This window comes from Pseudomonas farris, assembly GCF_019145235.1.
GTDB classification, from domain to species: Bacteria; Pseudomonadota; Gammaproteobacteria; order Pseudomonadales; family Pseudomonadaceae; genus Aquipseudomonas; species Aquipseudomonas farris.
In genome coordinates this window covers 158,682-177,442 of sequence record NZ_JAHSTV010000008.1, presented here as the reverse complement: position 1 = coordinate 177,442, position 18,761 = coordinate 158,682, and the positions used below count along the sequence as shown (strand labels likewise).

Sequence of the window (18,761 nt, the reverse complement as noted above, 5' to 3'; positions counted from 1 at the left end):
TGGTGTGGCCGATGACGCCTTCGCGAGCAAGCCCGCTCCCACATTAGTTCTGCGGTGAATATAATTTTGTGAACACCACAGATTAAATGTGGGAGCGGGCTTGCTCGCGAAGAGGCCCGCCCGATCAGCAAAAATCTCAAGCCTCGCTAGTGTCCTTGATGAGATGCGCCGCCAACGTCCGCAACGGCCCCAGTTGCCGGCAAATCAACGCCAGTTGCGTCTGCACCAACCGCTGCCCTTCATCGAGCTCATCCGGCATCTGTTCAAGCTCATTGGCCTGCGCTTCTTCCTCATCACTCTGAATCGCAATCGGCTGTTTGCTCGCCAGGCCTTGGGCGATTTCGTCGAGGCTGGCAGCCAGTCTCACGCCGGCACCGTCGATTAAATGCTCGCGCACGTCTGACGGCAGTTGGGTTTCGCGGTGTGCTCCCAGCCCCGACAAATAGCTGAGCAAGGTGTGCGACAGCACCAGGAAGCGGAACCCGACATCCGCTTCTTTGCGGAAGTGCCCCGGCTCCATCAGCATGTTGGCCAGCGTGGTCGACAGCGCGGCATCGGCGTTGTGGGCGTTGCGTCGGGCCAGGCGATAAGCCAGGTCGTCGCTTTTACCGGCGGCGTATTGCTGCATGATCTGGCGCAGGTAAATGCTGTTGCAGGTGAGGGTGTTGGCTAGCACTTTGTTCAAGCGTCGGCCTTGCCAGTCCGGCAGGAACAGGAATACCGCCAGCCCGGCGATGAGACTGCCGAGCAAGGTGTCGAACAGTCGCGGCAGCAGCAGCCCGTAACCATCGCCCACCTGGTTGAAGCAGAACAGCACCAGAAGCGTGATCGCGGCAGTCGCCAGCGTGTAGCGAGTGGTGCGGTTGGTAAAGAACACCACCCCGGCAAGGATGGCGAAGCTCGACTGCACCAACGGATTTGGAAACAGATCGAACAACGCCCAAGCCACGGTCAGGCCGATGGCGGTGCCGACAATCCGTTGCCCGAGTTTGCGGCGGGTGGCGCCGTAGTTCGGCTGACAGACAAACAGCGTGGTGAGGATGATCCAGTAACCTTGCGAGGGGTGGATCAAATGCACCATGCCGTAGCCGATGCTCAACGCCAAGGGCAGGCGCAGGGCATGGCGGAACAGCAAGGACGTCGGCGTCAGCTGCGTGCGTAAGCGTATCCAGACATCTTTGAGGCTACGCGGTGAACGGTCCAGCAGGCTGCTGTCGGTGGCATCTGCGAGCGAATCGGGGTTGCTGGCGTCGCTGAGCAAACGGTCGAGGGTGCCGAGGTTGGCCGCCAATGCTCGCAATGAACGCAGCAGACCGCGCCAGGCCGGATTGCTCTGGATACGCAGGTGTTCAAGGGATGCATGCAGGTCGCTCAGGGCCTCGGCGAAGCTTGCGTCATAGATAAACGGCTGGCGCATCTGGATCGATTCGGCCAGCGCGCGGCAAGCCTTGCCTTGCTGGCGCAGCAGGCGCTGACAGCGGAACAGCACGTCGCTGTGGAAGAACGCTTCGGCCAGCGCGTTGTAGGGGTAGTGGGAGGAACTGGCGCGCTCGTGGATGTCCTGGGCGAGGAAGTACAGCTTCAGATAACGGCTGACTTTCACACCCGGCCGACCGTCGCCGACCCGATGCAGAATGATTTCCTTGGCGGCGTTCAAGGCCGCCACCACCCGACCGTTCTGCTGTGCCAGTTCCAGCCGCTGTGCTTCCACGTCCATCTGCCGGATCGGTTCGAACAGCGACGATTTGAGTTTCAGGTAATAACCCAGTTCGCGGAAGAGTCGTGCCAGGCTCTGCTGCACTGGCTGGTTGGAAAACAGCGCCTGCCACAGCACGGATAGCAAGCCGTACCAGGCCGCACCGGCCACCAGCAGCACCGGCTCGTGCCAGAAATCGGTGACCGCGCCGCCGCGCTGGTCCACGCCGATCATGGTGTAGACCGACAGAATCAGCGTCGCCGAAGCAATTGCGCCATACCGTTCGCCCAGCGCGCCGAGCATGGTCAGGCAGAAACTGGCCAGTGCAAAGGCGATGATAAAGAGGATGGGATAGGGGAAGAGCAGCTCGACGGACAGGGCAGCGACCATAAAACACACCAGCGTCACGGCCAGCGCGTTTAGGCGACCCTGCCAACTGTCGTCGGTTTCGGCCAGGGCGCTGGCGATGATCCCCAGGAACAACGGGATCAACAGCCCCATCTCGTCCAGGTACCAACACAGCGCCATGCTGCCGGTCAGGGCGATGAATACCCGCACGCTGTAGCTGAATTTATCCAGCGCCCAGAGGCGACGCAGAGACTGCCGAAATGTGGTCGATGACATGAAGTGCGAAGGCCTTCCGAGGCAATGACGCTAAATTGAGCCACTAATGACGTCGACGCAATGGCGCCGATCACATCTGACAGCAAAATCTGTTCCTGACCAGTCACCATAGATTCAATGTGGGAGCGGGCTTGCTCGCGAAGAGGCCAGTACATTCAACATCGATGTTGACTGTCAGACCGCCTTCGCGAGCAAGCCCGCTCCCACATTTAATTTGTGTTTGTCAGACGAATTGCGCGGCAGCGTAGCCGGAGGCCCAGGCCCACTGAAAGTTGAAACCACCCAGATGCCCGGTGACGTCGAGCACTTCACCAATGAAATACAGACCCGGGCTTTTCAGCGATTCCATAGTCTTGGACGACACTTCGCGCGTGTCGACGCCACCCAGGGTCACTTCGGCAGTGCGGTAGCCTTCAGTGCCGGCCGGCACGACTTTCCAGCTCGCCAGTTTCTCGGCGATGTCCGCCAGTTCGGCGTGGGTGTACTGCTTCATCGGTTTGGAGGCGAACCAGTTGTCTGCCAGCAGATTGGCCATCTTCTTGGTGAAGATTTCCCCGAGCAGGGTTTTCAACTCACTGTTGGGACGTTCGGCCTGCTGTTGTTGTAGCCAGCTCGGCACGTCGTGATCCGGCATCAGGTTGATTTCCACCGTGTCGCCGGATTCCCAGAACGACGAAATCTGCAAGATCGCCGGCCCGCTGAGGCCGCGGTGAGTGAACAGGATGTTCTCGCGGAAACTCTGGTCGTTGCAGCTCACCAGGCAATCCACCGACGTACCGGACAGCTCGGTGCAAAGCTCCTTGAGCTGATCGGTGATGGTGAACGGCACGAGGCCGGCGCGGGTTGGCAGCAGGTCGTGACCGAACTGCTTGGCCACTTGATAACCGAAGCCGGTGGCGCCGAGGGTCGGAATCGACAGGCCACCGGTGGCGATCACTAGAGACTCACAGGTAATTTGGTCGAGGGTGGTTTGCAGCAGGTAGCCGCTTTCCATTTTTTCGATGTGCTGGATCGAGGTGTCCAGGTGCAGGCTGACGCCGACTTGATCGCACTCTTCGAGCAGCAGGCCGAGGATGTCGCTGGATTTGTTATCGCAGAACAACTGGCCGAGTTTCTTCTCGTGGTACGGCACGCCGTGTTTGGCCACCAGACCGATGAAATCCCACTGGGTGTAGCGCGCCAGTGCGGATTTGCAGAAGTGCTCGTTCTGCGAGAGGAAATTGCTCGGTTCGGTGTACATGTTGGTGAAATTGCAGCGCCCACCGCCCGACATGAGGATTTTCTTGCCGGCCTTGTTCGCATGGTCGAGCAACATCACCTTGCGCCCGCGCCCGGCGGCGGTCAGCGCACACATCAACCCTGCGGCGCCAGCGCCAATGATCACGACTTCGGTAGAGCGCAAAACGGTGTCCTCACACAAATTTTAAATTCACCGGCAAACCAATGTGGGAGCGGGCTTGCTCGCGAAGGGGCCAGTACATTCAACATAGATGTTGTCTGTCAGTCCGCTTTCGCGAGCAAGCCCGCTCCCACATTTGATCTCTGTCAGCCAGACGATCGCTTACAAGATGCGCACGCGCAACGAGCGGCCTTTGATTTTACCGTCGTTCAGGCGCTGCAAGGCTTGCTTGGCGATCCCGCGTTCCACGGCCACATAGGCCTGGAAGTCGAAAATCGCAATCTTGCCGACCTGGGCGCCCGGGATGCCGGCATCGCCGGTCAGTGCACCGAGAATGTCGCCCGGACGTACCTTGTCTTTACGGCCCGCACCAATGCACAGCGTGCTCATCACCGGCAGCAGCGGTGCGCCGCCCTGGGACTTGAGGTTGTCCAACTGATCCCAGCTCAACGGCGACTTCTGCAATTGCTCGATGGCCTGGGCGCGGTGCGCTTCGGACGGGGCGACCAGACTGATCGCGATGCCTTTCTCGCCCGCACGGCCGGTACGGCCGACACGGTGAATGTGGATTTCCGAGTCACGGGCCAGTTCGACGTTGATCACCATGTCCAGCATATCGATGTCCAGACCGCGAGCGGCGACGTCGGTGGCAACCAGCACCGAAGTGCTGCGGTTGGCGAACATGGCCAATACCTGATCGCGGTCACGCTGTTCCAGATCACCCTGCAGACCGACGGCGGAGATGCCTTTGGAGGTCAGGTGATCAACAGTTTCCTGAACCTGCTGCTTGGTGAAGCAGAAGGCTACGCAGGAAGCTGGACGGAAGTGCGCGAGGACTTTGACCACCGCGTCCATACGCTCTTCCGGAGAGATTTCGTAGAAGCGCTGCTCGATCTGCGTATCGTCGTGGAACGCCTCGGCCTTCACGATCTGAGGGGTGCGCATGAATTTCGACGCCAGTTGCTTGATGCCCACCGGGTACGTGGCGGAGAACAGCAGGGTCTGACGGCGCTCCGGGGTCTGGGCAATGATTTCTTCGATGGAATCGTAGAAACCCATGTCGAGCATGCGGTCGGCTTCGTCGAGGATCAGCGTGTTCAGGCCATGGAGCACCAGCGAACCCTTGCGCAAGTGCTGCTGGATGCGCCCCGGAGTGCCGACGATGATGTGTGCGCCGTGCTCCAGCGAGCCGATCTGCGGGCCGAAAGATACGCCGCCACACAGGGTCAGGACCTTGATGTTGTCTTCGGCACGGGCCAGACGACGGATTTCCTTGGCAACCTGGTCAGCCAACTCGCGAGTCGGGCAAATGACCAGCGCCTGACAACCGAAGAAGCGCGGATTGATCGGGTTCAGCAGGCCGATACCGAAGGCGGCGGTTTTGCCGCTGCCGGTCTTGGCCTGGGCGATCAGGTCCATCCCCTTGAGGATCACCGGCAAGCTTTGCGCCTGGATCGGCGTCATCTGGGCATAACCGAGGGAGTCGAGGTTAGCCAGCATGGCGGCGGACAGCGGCAAAGTATTAAAAGCGGTGGCGATGGTGGTCACGGGACTGGCCTGCAAAACAAAATGTCGCGCAGTGTATCAGTCTCGTGGCCATTCGCCCGTAGTTTCCAGACGAGAAGTCGCCGAGCGCAGACCAGGCAAGGCGAAAATAGGCGAGAAAGCGGAGTTGGCTTTAGCCAATGAGCATTTCGAGCCTGTTTTCAACGCAGCATGGTCGAGCGCAGGCACTTATCGTCTGGAAACTAAGGCTCGATGTGTTCTTCCGGACCCCTGACGCGCCGTCCGTCAGTTCTAGACAGCTGCGAGAAGATCGTTGCGGCCAGCATCGCCATGATTCCGACCGTCACAAACGTCAGCTGAAATGCGCCCAGAACCGTGCCCACGCCGTCATTGCCGATTTCTGCCGTGAAGCCACCGAGCAGGGCACCGGCGCAGGCCACTCCGAGGCTCAGAGACAATTGCGCGACCACCGACAGCAAACTGTTACCGCTGCTGGCGCTGGCGTCGTCGAGGTCGATCAGCGTGACGGTGTTCATCGCGGTGAACTGCAAGGAGTTGATCGCTCCCAGAACCGCCAACTGAGCCAGCAACAGCCAATACGGCGTCTGCTCGCTGACCAGTCCCATGCTCGCCAGCATGATTCCCAGCGCCAGTGTGTTGCCGGTCAGCACGCTGCGGTAGCCGAAACGTTCGATCAGCGGTCGCGCCACCGATTTGGCAACCATCGCGGCCGCGGCCAGGGGCAGCATGCTCATCCCGGCCTGAGATGGCGAGTAACCCAGCGCCACTTGCAGTAGCAACGGCACCAGGAATGGCAACGCGCCGCTGCCCAGCCGGGCAAACAGGTTACCGAGGATGCCCACGGCAAACGTCCGGGTCTTGAACAGCGATGGCGCAAACAGTGGATTGTCGATGTGCCCGGCCCGCAGCCAATACGCCGCCAGACACGCCATGCCGCCAAATAGCAGCAACATCACCCGCAAGTGCGGCAGGTGCAGTTCGCCGAGGCCTTCCATGGCGATGGTGATCAGCACCATCGCCGCGCCGAACAGCAAAAAGCCCAGGCTATCGAAGCGGGTGCGCTCACTGCCGCGCAGGTCGGGAATGAATTTCCATACCGCGTAGCAACCGAGGACACCCACCGGCAAATTGATCAGAAAGATCCAGTGCCAGGTCAGGTATTGCACCATCCAGCCGCCCATGGTCGGGCCGATCAGCGGGCCGAGCAGGCCGGGGATGGTAATGAACCCCATGATCCGCACCAGCTCCGAGCGCGGATAGGCGCGCAGCACCACCAATCGACCGACCGGCAGCATCAAGGCGCCACCGAGGCCCTGAATCACCCGGGCGCCGATGAGCATGCTCAGGGTGTTGGACAAGGCGCAGAGCAATGAGCCGAAGCTGAACAGGAGGATCGCACCAAAGAAGATTTTCCGGGTGCCGAAGCGGTCGGCGATCCAGCCGGAGGCGGGGATCAGTAAGGCGACGGTGAGCATGTAGGCGATGATGACGCCCTGCATGCGCAGCGGGTCTTCGGCCAAGTCGCGGGCCATGGCGGGGAGGGCGGTGTTGAGGATCGTCCCGTCGAGGGACTGCATGAAGAAGGCAATGGCGACGACCCACGGCAACCAGCGGGCGGTGACAGCGTCGAGAGGTGGGCGGTTGGGCATGGGACCTCTTTGTCAGGTAGTGCTCGGTCCCTGTGGCGAGGGGGCTTGCCCCCGTTCGGCTGCGTAGCAGTCGTAAATCCGGTGAATGCGGTCTGTCTGACGGAGCGCGTTTGCCGGTCTGGGGCCGCTTCGCAGCCCAACGGGGGCAAGCCCCCTCGCCACAAGGTTTTGTGTTTACAGGGTCAGGGTCAATCGGCTGACGAGCGCACCGGGCAACAACGCCGAGGCCGTGGCCCGCTGACTGTAGGTGCTGGCCGACAACATCAGCTCACGTTCCTCGGTCAATGCTTCCAGCTGAGAACCGAGCAGGCTGTAGACGCTGTCATCGAAACGCATGGTGCTGACCGGTGCCTGAATCTCGCCGTTCTCGACCCAGAAGGTCGCAAACCGTGTCATGCCGGTCAGGCGCGCCGCCGGTTGGTCCGAGTAGTTCAGGTACCACAGGTTACTGATGTAGAGCCCGGTGCCGAGGCGCTTGAGGATGTCCGCCTGCTCCAGGTTGCCGCCTTGCATGACCAGCGCTGTCGGGTATTCATGGCTGCTGGCGCCGTTGGCAGTGAGGTCGTATTCAGCGGCGCTGCGGGAACTGATCAGACGGGCATTGGCCATGCCTTTGGCGATCAGCCCCAGGTCATCGCGAGGATAACCTTCGTCGGAAAACGCCGGGCTCAACGAACCGCTGACCTGCTCACGCAACCATACGTTGGGGCTGAAGCTGGCTTCGCTGGCGTAGAACTTCTGCAAGGGGCTCTGTTTGCTGGCAATCGCCTGGGCGGAAAACCCGCCCCAGCTCAACATGCCCATGATTTCTTCCAGCGCTGCCGGCGCCAGGTAGGCGCGGTATTCGCCGGGCGGCAGGGTGCGCAATGGCCGACCCAGAAACGCCAATTGCTCGCGGGCCTGTTGGAAGCGCCTGGCAAACCCTTCGCTGTTCCAGTCGTGCCCGGCATAACTGGCTTTCACCGCCTGACCGTTTTCATGGAACAGGCTGAAATCGAAGTTGAAGCTGTTGGCCTGATGCCAGCCGAACGCGCCCGAAGAACTGGCGAAACCGCGACTGATCGGCCCAGCGGCGTAGAAACCGACCAGGTCCAGACCCTCGGCAGCCTGAGTGATTTCAGCGACCACCTGCTCGGTGTCCGGCAGGGGATGATCCTGCACGTTGTTGCTCTGCCAGTCGTTCTGGTTAAGCAGCAGGTATGGATCCTGAGGCAACAGTGGCAGGGTTTCGCGCAACTGTTGCAGACCTTCGGCCAGACGCTGAAGATCGGCTTCGGGGTCGCCCGACAGCGTGATATTCAGATCGGCATGACGACCATCGTTAATCAGTTTGAACCCGACACTCGCCTGCTGCACCTGCCCGGCCTGACGGACCTTGGCGTGATTGAAACGCACGAAAGCCGACGACTCGGCGGCGTAGCTGAGGGTGAATTGCTCTGGCGTGCGCAGTGCACCGCGCAGCCAATTGACCAGGTCCTTGAATGACTCGGCCTGGCTATTTGAAGTGCTCGTGGAAGTACTCATCAGGCGTCTCCTCCAAACACATCCACATTGCTGAACACACAGGCCGGCGACGCATGGCCGACGCGGATCACCTGGTTCGGTTCGCCCTTGCCGCAGTTCGGCGTGCCTAGCACTTTGACGGTGTTGGCATCGCCGACAGCGCTGAGGCTTTTCCAGAATTGTGCGGAAATCGCCCGGTAGTTCGGGTTCTTCACCACACCCTTGAGTTCACCGTTTTCGATCAACTGGCCCCATTCGCAACCGAACTGGAACTTGTTGCGCGCATCGTCGATGGACCAGGAACGGTTGGTGCTCATCAAAATGCCGTGCTCGATATTGCCGATCAGTTGTTCCAGTGGCTGATCGCCGGGCTCGATGTTGAGGTTGGCCATGCGGTCGATCGGTGGACGGTTCCAGCCGCAGGCGCGGCTGTTGGCAACGCCGTCCATGCCGGCACGGAATTGCGACAGTGCGCCGCCCAATGGCCGCAGCAACAAACCTTCTTTAATCAGAAATTGCTTGCTGGCGGCGCTGCCATCGTCGTCATGCCCGTAGCTGGCGAGCTGCTCGGGGATGTCCGGGTCGAACGTCACGTTGAGCAGTTCGGAGCCGTATTGCAGGCTGCCGAAGTCTTCTGCCTTGACGAAACTGGTGCCGGCGTAATTGCGCTCATCGCCCAGGATGCGGTCCAGTTCCAGCGGGTGACCGATGGACTCGTGGATCTGCAGCATCATCTGGTCAGGCATCAGCAACAGATCGCGTGGGCCTTGCGGGGTGTTCGGTGCCAGCAGCAATTGCAGTGCCTGATCGGCGACTTTCGGGCCGGCACCGATCAGGCCGCAACGGCTGATCACATCAAAGCCGCCCTGCTGGCCGAAGTTCTCGCGGCCCAGGCTACGGGTCTGGCTGTCGCTGCCGTCGTAGGCGGTGACGTCCACGCTCGGGTAGACGAAACGCTGGGCCTGACGCAATTCGGCACCGGCGCTGTTGAGGTAGATTTGCTCGACGTTGGTGATGCCGATGCTCGCCTGCCAGTTCACCAGTCGCTCGTCCTTGGGCACGGCGGCGGATTCGGCGCCGAGTAATTGGTAGCAATCGCTCAGGGACGGAAAGGGCTGGTCGAAGTTGGGCGAGAAATAGTCGGCGCGGTCGCTGGAGACCGCTTGCTCGCGCAGGTCGAGCAGGGCGTGAGGCTTGAGTCGACGGGCTTGTTGCTCGGCTTTCTCCAGCGCGGCTTGCAGGCCGGATTGGGACAGGTCGTTGGTGGCGGCATAGGCTTCGACACCGTTGACCCGAACGGTCAGCATCGCGCCTTCGTCACGGCTCAGGCTCGGCGGTTCGGCGACGTTCTTGCGTACCGACAGGTACTGGCCGGACTCGCGCACATAACGCAGCGAAAAGAATTCAGCGCCCGTGCGCAAGGCAGCAAAACGCTGCTTGAGCTGGGGGTGGAAATCGAACATTCGGGAACCTCCTTGGTATGGAGTTGCGATGTATCGGTATTGCGAGGGGGTGAAGCGTTGGCGTGGCGCTAGATTAGGCCTGGGCGGGGGGTAGATCAAGGGCGGAGCGGTGTAGGGAGGGGTTGCCCGGTGTATGGCATGAAGTTATGTGTTGTTTGGTCGGGCCCCTTCGCGAGCAAGCCCGCTCCCACATTAGATCGGTAGTGAACACAGATTTTGTGAACATCGGAGATCAACTGTGGGAGCGGGCTTGCTCGCGAAGGTCGCGCCTCGGTGTAACGGTCTTACTGAGCAGTCAGGCTCACATCCCGCAACGGCTTGCCACGCACCGGTGCATCGCCGGCCACGAAGTAAGCGGCCTTGCTACGCGGCAATGGCTTGCGACCGCGGATCTTGTCGGCGATTTTCTCGGCCATCATGATCGTTGGCGCGTTCAGGTTGCCGGTGGTGATGATCGGCATGATCGAGGCATCGACCACGCGCAGGGCTTGCATGCCGTGCACACGACCTTCGCCATCGACCACGGCCATCTCGTCGGTGCCCATCTTGCACGAGCAGGACGGGTGGAACGCGGTTTCGGCGTGCTCGCGGATGAACTTGTCCAGCTGCTCGTCGGTTTGCACGTCGATGCCCGGGCTGATTTCACGACCACGGAAGGCGTCCAGTGCAGGCTGTTGCATGATTTCACGGGTCAGGCGGATGCCGTCGCGGAATTCCTGCCAGTCCTGCTCGGTGGCCATGTAGTTGAACAGGATGCTCGGGTACTCGCGTGGATCCTTGGACTTGGCCTGGATGCGACCACGGCTTGGCGAACGCATGGAGCCCATGTGCGCCTGGAAGCCGTGCTCTTTCACACCGTTGCTGCCGTTGTAGTTAATCGCCACCGGCAGGAAGTGGTACTGAATGTTCGGCCAATCAAATTCCGGACGAGTGCGGATGAAACCACCAGCCTCGAACTGGTTGCTGGCGCCGATGCCGGTGCCGTTGAACAGCCACTCGGCACCGATGGCCGGCTGGTTGTGCAGCAGCAGCGACGGGTACAGCGAAACCGGTTGGGTGCAGGCGTATTGCAGGTACAACTCAAGGTGATCCTGCAGGTTTTCGCCAACGCCCGGCAGGTCGTGGACCACCGGGATGTCGAGCTTCTTCAGCAGCTCGGCCGGGCCGACGCCGGAGCGTTGCAGAATCTGCGGCGAAGCGATGGCGCCGGAGCACAGCAGCACTTCCTTGCGGGCGCGGGCTTCAACGCGCTCTTCAGCGGCGCCGATCAGGTAACGCACGCCGACCGCACGCTTGCCTTCGAACAGGATCTTGTCGGTCAGGGCGTGGGTGACGATGGTCAGGGTCGAGCGCTTCTTGGCGACGTCCAGGTAACCGCGAGCGGTGCTGGCGCGACGGCCGTTCGGCGTCACGGTGCGGTCCATCGGGCCGAAACCTTCTTGCTGGTAGCCGTTCAGGTCTTCGGTACGCGGGTAACCGGCTTGCACGCCGGCTTCAACCATCGCGTGGAACAGAGGGTTGTTGCCGGCTTTCGGCGTGGTCACGCTGACCGGACCGTCGCCACCGTGGTAGTCATTCGGGCCGATGTCACGGGTTTCCGCCTTGCGGAAATACGGCAGGCAGTCGAGGTAGCTCCAGTCTTCCAGACCGGGCAGCTTCGACCAGTTGTCGTAGTCCATCGCGTTGCCGCGGATGTAGCACATGCCGTTGATCAGCGAAGAACCACCCAGGCCCTTGCCGCGACCGCATTCCATCCGGCGACCGTCCATGTGTGGCTCTGGATCGGTTTCGTACGCCCAGTTGTAGCGACGACCTTGCAGCGGGAACGCCAGGGCGGCCGGCATTTGCGTGCGGAAGTCGAGACGGTAATCCGGGCCGCCCGCTTCGAGCAGCAGGACGGTGACGCCTTCGTCTTCAGTCAGACGGGTCGCCAGGGTGTTACCGGCCGAGCCGGCACCGATGATGATGTAATCGAATTCTTGGGACATTGAATGCACCCTCTTTGAAGTTGGTCAGGTCAGGCGAGTGCTTCGCACTCGATCGCGGGCAGGCTCGCTCCCACATTGGAATGAAGTCTCCTGTGGGAGCGAGCCTGCTCGCGAAGGCGGCCTCGCAGGCGAAGCAAATGCCGCCTTAGAACACCGAGGCGTAATCGCCCAGTTCGACCTGTACCGATTTGATGCGTGTGAAGTTGTTCAGCGAGCTGATCCCGTTCTCACGGCCCACGCCCGACTGCTTGTAGCCGCCGACCGGCATCTTGGCGTCGGACTCGCCCCAGGCGTTGATCCAGCAGATACCGGCTTCCAGTTGATGGATCACACGGTGAGCGCGGTTCAGGTCCTTGGTGACAACGCCAGCTGCCAAACCGAACTCGGTGTCGTTGGCACGACGGATCACTTCTTCTTCGGTTTCATAGGTCAGGATGCTCATCACCGGGCCGAAGATTTCTTCGCGAACGATGGTCATCTCGTCGGTGCAATCGGTGAACACGGTCGGAGCCACGAACGCGCCTTTGGCGAATTCGCCGTCGGTCAGACGATCGCCGCCGCACAGGACGCGAGCACCTTCTTCCTTACCTTTGGCGATGTAACCCAGCACGCTTTCCATGTGGGCGAAGCTGACCAGCGGGCCGAAGTTGGTGTTCTCGTCTTCCGGGTTGCCGACGCGAATGCGTGCAACGCGCTCAACGATCTTGGCTTCGAACGCGGCTTTCAGGTGGCTCGGTACGAACACGCGAGTGCCGTTGGTGCAGACCTGACCGGAGCTGTAGAAGTTGGCCATCATCGCGGTGTCGGCGGCGCGATCCAGGTCGGCGTCGTCGAAAATGATCAGCGGAGACTTGCCACCTAGTTCCATGGTCACGTCTTTCAGCGACGAAGCGGAAGCGCTGGCCATGACCTTCTTGCCGGTGTCGGTGCCGCCGGTGAAGGAGATTTTTTCGATGCGTGGGTGTTCGGTCAGCCAAGTGCCGACTTCACGGCCACTGCCGGTCAGCACGTTGAACACGCCAGCCGGAACGCCAGCTTCGGTGTAGATCTCGGCCAGTTTCAGCGTGGTCAGGGAGGTGACTTCGCTTGGCTTGAAGATCATCGCGTTACCGGCCGCCAGGGCAGGTGCGGATTTCCACAAAGCGATCTGGATCGGGTAGTTCCATGCGCCGATACCGGCCACGACACCCAGCGGCTCGCGACGGGTGTAAACGAAAGACGTGGTGCGCAGCGGAATCTGCTCGCCTTCGATGGCCGGTACCAGGCCTGCGTAGTACTCCAGCACGTCAGCGCCGGTGACGATGTCGACGTAACGGGTTTCGGAGTACGCCTTGCCGGTGTCCAGGGTTTCCAGGGCGGCCAGTTCATCGTTGCGCTCGCGCAGGATGTCGACGGCACGACGCAGGATGCGCGAACGCTCCATGGCAGTCATCGCGGCCCAGATTTTCTGACCTTTTTCGGCGCTGACCACAGCGCGCTCAACGTCTTCCTTGGTCGCACGTTGTACGGTTGCGAGGACTTCACCGTTAGCCGGGTTAATGGCTTCGAAAGTGGCGTCGCTGCTGGCGTCGGAGTAACCGCCATCGATGTAGAGTTTTTGCAGTTCGAAACGGGCCATAAAGTCCTCGCAAGAGCATAAGTTGGTTGGCGTTAACCACTGGGGCGTGCCGTGTGGCGTTGGCGACGCTGATCAGTAGCGGTTCAGGGGTTGAGCAATTATGTGTGCTCTAACTCACCTGCTTGGCCAGTTGGAAATCCATGTATTCGTAAGCGATCTGGTGCGCCTGCCCGGTGTCGAAAGCATCTCCCGACAGCGCGCCGCGCAACCACAAACCGTCAATGAGGGCTGCCAGGCCGCGGGCGGCGCTGCGCGCTTGATCAAGCGGCAACACACGGCGGAACTGGCAGCACAGGTTGGAATACAGACGGTGATCGTTGATCCGCTGCAACCTGTGCAAAGACGGGTGGTGCATGCTGGTGGCCCAGAAGGCCAGCCAGGTTTTCATTGCCGGGCCATTGACCTGGCTGGCGTCGAAGTTGCCTTCGATAATCACCTGGAGGTGAGCCCGTGGGCTGGTGTCCTCCAGCGCCTGACGGCGCGCGGTGACGTTCTCGCTGAGGACGCTCATCAGATACTGCGCCGTGGCGGCGATCAGGCCGTTCTTGTCCTTAAAATAGTGACTGATGATGCCATTCGAGACACCGGCCAAACGGGCGATCAGCGCAATGCTGGCATCCCCCATGCCGACCTGATCGACTGCCTGCATCGTGGCTTCGATCAATTGCTGGCGGCGGATGGGTTGCATACCGACCTTGGGCATCTTGCACATCTCCTTAGGCCTTCCCGTAGACGAAAAACGGCTACCGGGTTGAGGGCCAGTCTATTTTGTTTTGATTGAACGTTCAATCAACAAAGAATAAGATCTGCGACAAATCGTCGCTGCTTACAGATTTTTCCTACGTGTAAATGGCGATAAACCGACATCCAAAAATGCTCGAAACCTATACGCGCAGGCGTTCCAAGGGTTTCGGGCTTTTTTCGGGGTGTCTTTATATCACCCACTGGTCGGCTGCCAACTAACCGATTGGTCGGGTAACGCGTTGCCTTGTGTTCTTCTCTCGCACTGCCTGGAGCATCTGTGCCATGAGTTCTGCCTCTCTAATAAAGACCCCACCCGAGAAGGTGACGGTCAACGGTTGGGTGTTTTACACCTCTACCGCGCTGATCCTGCTGTTGACCGCCATTCTGATCATCGCCCCGCAAGAGGCCGGCAGAATGCTCGGCATTGCCCAGGCCTGGTTGTCCCGCAGCTTCGGCTGGTACTACATGGTGGTGATCGCCGCTTATCTGGTTTTTGTGGTTGGCCTGGCGTTTTCGTCCTACGGCAAACTCAAATTGGGCAGCAAGGACGACACCCCGGATTTCAGCTATGGCGCCTGGGCGGGGATGCTGTTCTCGTCGGGTATCGGCATCTCGTTGCTGTACTTCGGTGCTTCCGAGCCGCTGGATCATTACTTCAATCCGCCGGAAGGCGTGGCCGGCAGCAACCTTGCGGCCCGTCAGGCAGTGCAACTGACATTCCTGCATTGGGGCCTGCATGGCTGGGCGATTTACGCGCTGGTCGGCCTGGCCGTGGCGTACTTTGCTTACCGTCATAACCAGCCGCTGGCGTTGCGGTCGGCGCTGTATCCGCTGGTCGGCGAGCGTTGGGTCAAAGGCGCGGCCGGTCATGCGGTGGACGGCTTCGGCATGTTCGTGACCCTGCTGGGGCTGGTGACGAACCTGGGGATTGGTTCGCTGCAAGTGTCGTCGGGTCTGGAAAACCTGTTCGGCATGGAGCACAGCAACACCAACCTGCTGATCGTGATCATCGTGATGAGCACCGTGGCGACCATCGCCGCTGTGTCCGGCGTGGAAAACGGCATTCGCCGTTTGTCCAACCTGAACATCGTGCTGTTCAGCGGTCTGCTGATTTTCGTGCTGCTGTTCGGCCCGACCCTGCACCTGCTCAACGGCTTTGTGCAGAACATCGGCGACTACCTGAACGGCGTGGTACTGAAGACTTTCGACCTCTATGTGTATGAAGGCGACAGTGAGAAGTCCGACCGCTGGTTGGGCCTGTGGACCCTGTTCTACTGGGCCTGGTGGATTTCCTGGGCGCCATTCGTAGGGATGTTCATCGCGCGTATTTCCCGTGGTCGTACGGTGCGTGAGCTGGTGGCCGGCGTGCTGCTGATTCCGCTGGGCTTCACCTTGGCGTGGCTGTCGATCTTCGGCAACTCGGCCCTGGACCTGGTGATGAACCATGGGGCGGTGGAACTCGGGAAGACGGCGCTGGAACAGCCGTCGATGGCGATCTACCAGTTGCTTGAGCATTATCCGGCGTCGAAGATCGTGATTGGCGTGTCGATTTTTGTCGGCTTCGTGCTGTTCCTGACCCCGGCGGATTCCGGCGCGGTGATGATGGCCAACCTTTCCTGCAAGGGCGGCAACGTTGACGAAGATGCGCCGCACTGGCTGCGGATCTTCTGGTCGGTGGTGATCACCCTGGTGACCATCGGCCTGCTGTTTGCCGGTAACTTCGAAGCCATGCAAACCATGGTGGTGCTGGCGGGGCTGCCGTTCTCGGTGGTGCTGGTGTTCTTCATGTTTGGCTTGCACAAGGCCATGCGCCAGGACGTGCAAATCGAACAGGAGCAAGCGGAACTGGCAGCGCGTGGTCGTCGTGGTTTCAGCGAGCGCCTGACCCAGCTGGACCTGCAGCCGAACCAGTCGATCGTACAGCGTTTCATGGACAAGCGCGTCAGCCCGGCGCTGGAAGATGCAGCTGTGCTATTGCGTGCTCAGGGCCTGGATGTGCAGACGTTGCTGGGCAAGGCCAAGCGTTGCATGGGCGTGCGGATCGAGATGGAAGAGGGCAACCCTTTTGTCTACGAAGTGAGCCTGGACGGTTATCTGGCGGCGGCGAGTGACACGGTCTCGGCTGAAAGCGCCGATGAACCGCGCGCACGTTACTACCGCGCCGAGGTGTACCTGCACAACGGCAGCCAGGACTACGACTTGATGGGCTTCACTCAGGATCAGATCACCCGCGACGTGCTCGATCAGTTTGAAAGCCATCGGCAACTGCTTGGTCGGGTTTATAGCTAAGAAGTGAGTGGCGCGGTGTTCCAGTGACACCGCGTCATATTTTTCGCGAGCAAGCCCGCTCCCACAGGTAACCGAGTTCTATCAGGGACATGCGGTCGAATGTGGGAGCGGGCTTGCTCGCGAAGGGGCCATCAGCCGCACAGCTGCATGCCCCGATATCCCGCAAACAAAAACGCCGCGATCTCTCGCGGCGTTTTTGTGTCTGCAGCTTTTTACCCCAGGTTCTTGCCGAGCAGCGCGTGGTACAGCTCGCTGTCGCCAAGGATCCCGACAACCTTGTTGTTGTCGTGCAGCACCAATTTGTTGCCGGTCTGGTAACGAATCTGCAGCGCATCGCGCATGCCGATATTGGAGTCCACCAGCGTTGGTCGACGCCCCAAACCTTCAACCGCTTGCCCCGGTATCCAGTTCTGCAGGTCCAGGCTCGAGCCGTTCTGGCGTGCGCCTTTGATGGTGTTGCCTTCGGCCAGGTCCAGCCACGAATCGCCGCCCGGATCCAGGCACACCGAACCGTTGATGCGTTTGCAGTTGTCCAGGGTGCGCATCAGGCTGCGACCGCACAGTACGTTCAGCGGATTGGTGTGGGCGACAAAGGTTCGCACGTAATCGTCCGCAGGGTTCAGCACGATCTCTTCTGGCTTGCTGTACTGGACGATCCGACCGTCTTTCATGATCGCGATACGGCTGCCGAGCTTCAGGGCTTCATCGAGGTCGTGGCTCACGAACACGATGGTTTTGTTCAGCTTGCTTTGCAGTTCCAGCAGTTCGTCTTGCAGGCCCTGGCGGATCAGCGGGTCAAGGGCCGAGAACGGTTCGTCCATCAGCAGAATGTCGGCGTCCATCGCCAGTGCGCGTGCCAGGCCGACACGCTGTTGCATACCGCCGGAAAGCTCATCGGGTTTCTTGTTGCGCCATTGGGTCAGGCCCACCAGTTCGAGTTTTTCATCGACCAGTTTTTTCCGTTCCTTCTCCGGCCGGCCCTGCATTTCCAGACCGAAGCTGATGTTCTCGCGTACCGTCAGCCAAGGCATCAGAGCGAACTTCTGGAACACCATTGCGATACGCTTGGTGCGCATCATTTTCAGTTCTGCCGGAGTGCAGGAAGCGATGTCGATCTGCTTGCCTTCGTGCTCGACGAACAACTTGCCACGGCTGACGGTGTTGAGGCCGTTGATGCAGCGCAACAGGCTGGATTTGCCGGAGCCGGACAGGCCCATCAGTACGCAGATTTCACCTTTTTCGACGTCCAGCGTGGCTTTTTCAACGCCGACGATTTGCCCGGTCTTTTTCAGGATCTGATCACGGGTCATGCCCTGGTCGAGGAGTTTGAGTGCCTCGCGCGGGTCTTTGGAGAAGATCACGTCCACGTCTTCGAAGCGAATAATGCTCATGCGTCACCCCCTACTTTAGCGTCGGGTTGTTTGCAGATACGGTCGAGCATGATCGCCAGCAGTACGATCGCCAGGCCTGCTTCGAAGCCCAGTGCGATATCAGCAGTGTTCAGTGCGTTGACCACGGGTTTGCCCAGGCCGTCGGCGCCCACCAGTGCCGCAATCACCACCATCGACAACGACAGCATGATGCACTGGGTGATACCGGCCGCGATGCTTGGCATGGCGTGGGGCAGTTCAATCCGTGAAAGCAGTTGACGGCGCGAGCAGCCGAAGGCTTTGCCGGCGTCCATCAATTCCTGCGGAACATCGCGAATACCCAGGTAGGTCAGGCGGATAGGCGCGGCAATCGCGAACACCACCGTCGAGATCAGACCCGGGACCACACCCAGACCGAAGAGGGTCAGGGTAGGAATGAGGTACACGAAGGTCGGCACGGTCTGCATCAGATCGAGCACCGGCCGCATCACTGTGTAGAACATCGGTTTGTGCGCGGCGACGATGCCCAACGGCACGCCGATCAGCACGCACACCAGGGTGGCGAACAACACCTGGGCGAGGGTTTCCATGGTTTCCTGCCAGTACCCCAGATTGAGGATCAGCAGGAAGGAGGCAATGACGAAAACGGTCAGGCCCCATTTGCGTTGGATGAAGTGTGCCAGTAGCGCGATAAGGCCGATCAATGCCAGCGGGTTGAACCAGGTCAGCGCAAAAGTCACGCCGTGGATCATCGTTTCCAGTGACACGGCGATTGCGTCGAAGGTGCTGGCGCCGTTTTGCGTCAACCATTCAACGAAGCCCGCGATGTACTGGCCTAAAGGTATTTTCTGATCAATCAGCATGGTAGTGAACGTCCGCATGCAAGGAAAT

12 protein-coding genes are annotated in these 18,761 nt (G+C 60.4%); 1 reads left to right on the top strand and 11 read right to left on the bottom strand.

Annotated features, from left to right (window positions below; translation table 11 throughout):
* Positions 1-136: 136 nt before the first annotated feature.
* The 9 genes from yccS to betI all read right to left on the bottom strand — a co-directional run bounded on the left by yccS (position 137) and on the right by betI (position 14,170).
* Positions 137-2,320, bottom strand: coding sequence for a YccS family putative transporter (gene yccS / locus KVG95_RS18255; protein ID WP_217857419.1), 2,184 nt, complete (start codon positions 2,318-2,320; stop codon positions 137-139).
* A gap of 223 nt (positions 2,321-2,543) precedes the next feature.
* On the bottom strand, positions 2,544-3,722 hold the full coding sequence (locus KVG95_RS18250) for a BaiN/RdsA family NAD(P)/FAD-dependent oxidoreductase (protein WP_217857418.1): 1,179 nt from the start codon (positions 3,720-3,722) through the stop codon (positions 2,544-2,546).
* A gap of 159 nt (positions 3,723-3,881) precedes the next feature.
* Positions 3,882-5,219, bottom strand: coding sequence for an ATP-dependent RNA helicase DbpA (gene dbpA / locus KVG95_RS18245; RefSeq protein ID WP_229768771.1), 1,338 nt, complete (start codon positions 5,217-5,219; stop codon positions 3,882-3,884).
* A gap of 248 nt (positions 5,220-5,467) precedes the next feature.
* Positions 5,468-6,895, bottom strand: a complete 1,428-nt coding sequence (mdtD, locus tag KVG95_RS18240) for a multidrug transporter subunit MdtD (protein WP_217857417.1) — start codon at positions 6,893-6,895, stop codon at positions 5,468-5,470.
* Between the two features lie 174 nt (positions 6,896-7,069).
* Positions 7,070-8,419, bottom strand: coding sequence for a TldD/PmbA family protein (locus KVG95_RS18235; RefSeq protein ID WP_217857416.1), 1,350 nt, complete (start codon positions 8,417-8,419; stop codon positions 7,070-7,072).
* Positions 8,419-9,861, bottom strand: a complete 1,443-nt coding sequence (locus KVG95_RS18230; protein ID WP_008072547.1) for a TldD/PmbA family protein — start codon at positions 9,859-9,861, stop codon at positions 8,419-8,421. Before KVG95_RS18230 ends, KVG95_RS18235 begins: the two co-directional genes overlap by 1 nt.
* 284 nt (positions 9,862-10,145) lie before the next feature.
* Positions 10,146-11,849, bottom strand: coding sequence for a choline dehydrogenase (gene betA, locus KVG95_RS18225; protein WP_038981090.1), 1,704 nt, complete (start codon positions 11,847-11,849; stop codon positions 10,146-10,148).
* Positions 11,850-11,994: 145 nt separating this feature from the next.
* Positions 11,995-13,467 carry a betaine-aldehyde dehydrogenase gene (betB, locus tag KVG95_RS18220; RefSeq protein WP_217857415.1) on the bottom strand — a complete coding sequence of 491 codons (1,473 nt, stop codon included), beginning with the start codon at positions 13,465-13,467 and terminating at the stop codon, positions 11,995-11,997.
* Positions 13,468-13,576: 109 nt separating this feature from the next.
* Positions 13,577-14,170: a transcriptional regulator BetI gene (gene betI / locus KVG95_RS18215; RefSeq protein ID WP_217857414.1), complete on the bottom strand. Its 594-nt coding sequence runs from the start codon at positions 14,168-14,170 to the stop codon at positions 13,577-13,579.
* 380 nt (positions 14,171-14,550) lie between these two features.
* On the opposite strand from betI, the gene KVG95_RS18210 reads away from it, so the two are divergent.
* On the top strand, positions 14,551-16,500 hold the full coding sequence (locus KVG95_RS18210; protein ID WP_367616777.1) for a BCCT family transporter: 1,950 nt from the start codon (positions 14,551-14,553) through the stop codon (positions 16,498-16,500).
* Between the two features lie 212 nt (positions 16,501-16,712).
* Here KVG95_RS18210 and choV read toward each other — a convergent pair whose 3' ends face one another.
* Both choV and choW read right to left on the bottom strand, forming a co-directional pair.
* Positions 16,713-17,891 (bottom strand): choline ABC transporter ATP-binding protein, encoded by a 1,179-nt coding sequence (gene choV, locus KVG95_RS18205; RefSeq protein WP_217857412.1) that lies wholly within the window; start codon positions 17,889-17,891, stop codon positions 16,713-16,715.
* Positions 17,888-18,733: a choline ABC transporter permease subunit gene (gene choW, locus KVG95_RS18200; protein ID WP_030128579.1), complete on the bottom strand. Its 846-nt coding sequence runs from the start codon at positions 18,731-18,733 to the stop codon at positions 17,888-17,890. The genes choV and choW overlap by 4 nt, the downstream gene beginning before the upstream one ends.
* Positions 18,734-18,761 lie beyond the last annotated feature (28 nt).